The 2,510-nt window shown below is 61.7% G+C and carries 2 protein-coding genes and 2 pseudogenes; 2 read left to right on the forward strand and 2 right to left on the reverse strand.

All coding sequences use genetic code 11. From position 1 onward, the window contains the following. Both EOB59_RS34355 and EOB59_RS34360 read left to right on the forward strand, forming a co-directional pair. On the forward strand, positions 1 to 723 hold a 723-nt coding region (locus EOB59_RS34355), incomplete at its 5' end, for an RHE_PE00001 family protein (protein ID WP_128290268.1). A gap of 125 nt (positions 724 to 848) precedes the next feature. Further along, positions 849 to 1,103: pseudogene (locus EOB59_RS34360) on the forward strand (IS110 family transposase); the annotation flags it as partial. Here EOB59_RS34360 and EOB59_RS34365 read toward each other — a convergent pair. Both EOB59_RS34365 and EOB59_RS34370 read right to left on the reverse strand, forming a co-directional pair. After that, positions 1,103 to 1,380: pseudogene (locus EOB59_RS34365) on the reverse strand (transposase zinc-binding domain-containing protein); the annotation flags it as partial. The pseudogenes EOB59_RS34360 and EOB59_RS34365 overlap by 1 nt on opposite strands. Positions 1,381 to 1,390: 10 nt before the next feature. Next, entirely contained in the window at positions 1,391 to 2,272 is an 882-nt protein-coding gene (locus tag EOB59_RS34370; RefSeq protein WP_164895844.1) for a site-specific integrase, read from the reverse strand. Positions 2,273 to 2,510: the final 238 nt, after the last annotated feature.

Below are 2,510 nucleotides of genomic sequence, written 5' to 3' on the forward strand. Positions count from 1 at the left end.
TCTGAGGAGGGTGTCGATGATGGCGGGTCGTCGGCCGAGCAGGACGCGATGGCGCACGAGTTCGCCGAAATCGACGCCTTGCTCGCCCGATCGACAAACGTGCTCGCCGGCATCCAGACCGGTCCAAAAAGGCCGATCGCGAACGACCGGCCGGCCCTGGTCTACGACCTCGACTGGGATGAGGATGCACGGCTGGCTGAATGGCAGGCTGTGCTGCGGGCAACAATCGACCTGCCTGCCGTGCTGCGCGTCGCGTTGCTTATCGACGCCTGGACCGAGATCGAGGTCTTACAGCACGCGCCATGGCTCGGGCCGCTTTTGGCCGCGGCGCTGCTGCGTCAGACCGGCACGACTGCCAACCATCTCGCCAGTCTTTCTGTCGGCTTGCGCGCGATCCAAAGGGACCGGCGGCGCGCCCGTGACAAAAGTGTGCGGCTGCTCGCTGTCCTCGAGACCATCCACGCGGCGGCATCGGCCGGGCTGAAAGAACATGACCGGCTGGTGCTGGCGCGGGGCCAACTGGAGCGGCGCTTGCGGTCGCGGCGGACGAACTCGAAACTGCCGCGGCTGATAGACTTGGTGCTGGCGCGGCCGCTGGTATCGACGGCCATGGTCCAGAAGGAACTGGAGGTCAGCCGGCAGGGTGCGCTGGATCTTGTCGGTGCGCTCAATCTGCGCGAAATCACCGGCCGGAAGCGGTTCCAGGCCTGGGCCGTTGTCTGATGATCGGGAATGCAGCTTTGAGGCCTAATCGGCCCGAAGCTGATGAGGTGGAACGGCCCTTCTCAAACGGCATCAAGTGCCTAACGTGGTCGTGTTGAAACGCCACAAAGAAGAAGGACCGCTCCATGAAGAAGATTACCACAGTCGGGCTCGATCTGGCCAAATCCGTTTTTCAGGTTCATGGCATAGCCGAAGAAGGAGACGTGATCGTACGTCGCGCACTGCGTCGATCGCAGGTGCTGGACTTCTTTCGCACATTGCAGCCTTGTCTCGTAGGGATGGAGGCCTGTGGCAGCGCGCATTATTGGGCTCGGGAAATTCAGGCCCTGGGTCATACGGTTCGGATGATGCCACCCGCATACGTGAAGGCCTATGTCAAGGCGATCTCGTCGGGCACGGTGAAGACGACATGAAAATATTGCGTGTCGAGAAGCTCCGCCCGCCGCGCTTCGATCCAATCCGCACGCGCCAGGGACTGGCATTTGGGGCAGTTGCGCGAACGGCAGCTGTTGTAGGCGATCCGCCGCTCACCGCATCGGTCGCATTGTTCGACATGGCTGCACGCCGTTCGGTCGACAGCGACGCGCCGTGCTGCTCACGCCAAGCAGCACCATAGCGGCGGAATACATCCGCCACCTCCGGACCAGATCGCCCCATGGGGCGACCGTCAGAAATGTTCAGGTGGTAGCGGTGGCGCCGCCTTCGGGACTGGCCGTGGCAACAACTCCAGCGGACTCGTCGCCGCGCAGACCTTGCTGGTTGCGATCCGCAGATATTGCGAGGTGGTCGACAGGCTGCGATGGCCGAGCAAAAGCTGGATGGTACGGATATCGGTGCCGGCCTCAAGTAGGTGGCAGGCAAAGGCGTGCCGCAACGAATGCGGCGTCACGGGCTTGCCCAGGCCCGACAGCCGGTGCGCCTTGCCGCAGGCGTTCTGCACCGCGTTGGTCGATATCGGTTCGTTGGGGATGGCGCCGGGAAACATCCACGTCTTCGGCCGGACGGCACGCCAATAGTCGGTCAGCGTCTCCAGCAAGCGCGCCGAGAGCATGACGTAACGGTCCTTCTGCCCCTTGCCTTGATCGACGCGCAGTACCATTCGTTGTCGGTCGATGGCCTCCGGTCTCAGGTGCACCGCTTCGGAAATCCGCAGACCGGCGGCGTAGCATGTCGTCAGGATCGTCTGATGCTTCAGGCTCTCCACGCAGCCGAGAAAGTGTAATACCTCTTCGGGGCTGAGGATGACGGCGAGTGTCTTGGGCACCCTGGGGCACGGAATGATGCGGTCGAAATCCCATTCGAAGCCGAGCGTGACGCGGTACAAAAAACGGAGCGCCGAAACGGCCACGTGTATGGACTTCGGCGCCAGCTTCTTCTCATTCGTCAGATAGACTTGGTAGGTGCGGACATCTTCCTGACAGAGCAAGTCGGGCGACTTCGCAAAATGGCGAGCAAACTGCGAAACTTGCAGCAGATACGAGTCCTGCGTATGCGGCGACAGATTGCGGACCTGCATGTCGTTTATCATGCGTAACCGAAGCGGGGTCATTAAAGGGCTCCTTGGCATTGAGGTGACGCTGCGCGTGGGCAGCAGCGTCACCTTGCCTGAAGCAAGCCCCTATGAACCCGGCCGATTACGTCCGGCCAATCATGCCAGGATGCCTCGCCTGCACCGGATCAATGACCTCCGAGCAAGACTTTCCCGCGAAGCGGGTTCGTCCAAGTCAAGATATGGTCAGGTGAACATATCTTGACATAGGCCTTCACGTATGCGGGTGGCATCATCC

Origin of the sequence: Mesorhizobium sp. M7A.F.Ca.MR.176.00.0.0 (assembly GCF_004023165.1) — a bacterium.
Lineage (GTDB): Bacteria > Pseudomonadota > Alphaproteobacteria > Rhizobiales > Rhizobiaceae > Mesorhizobium.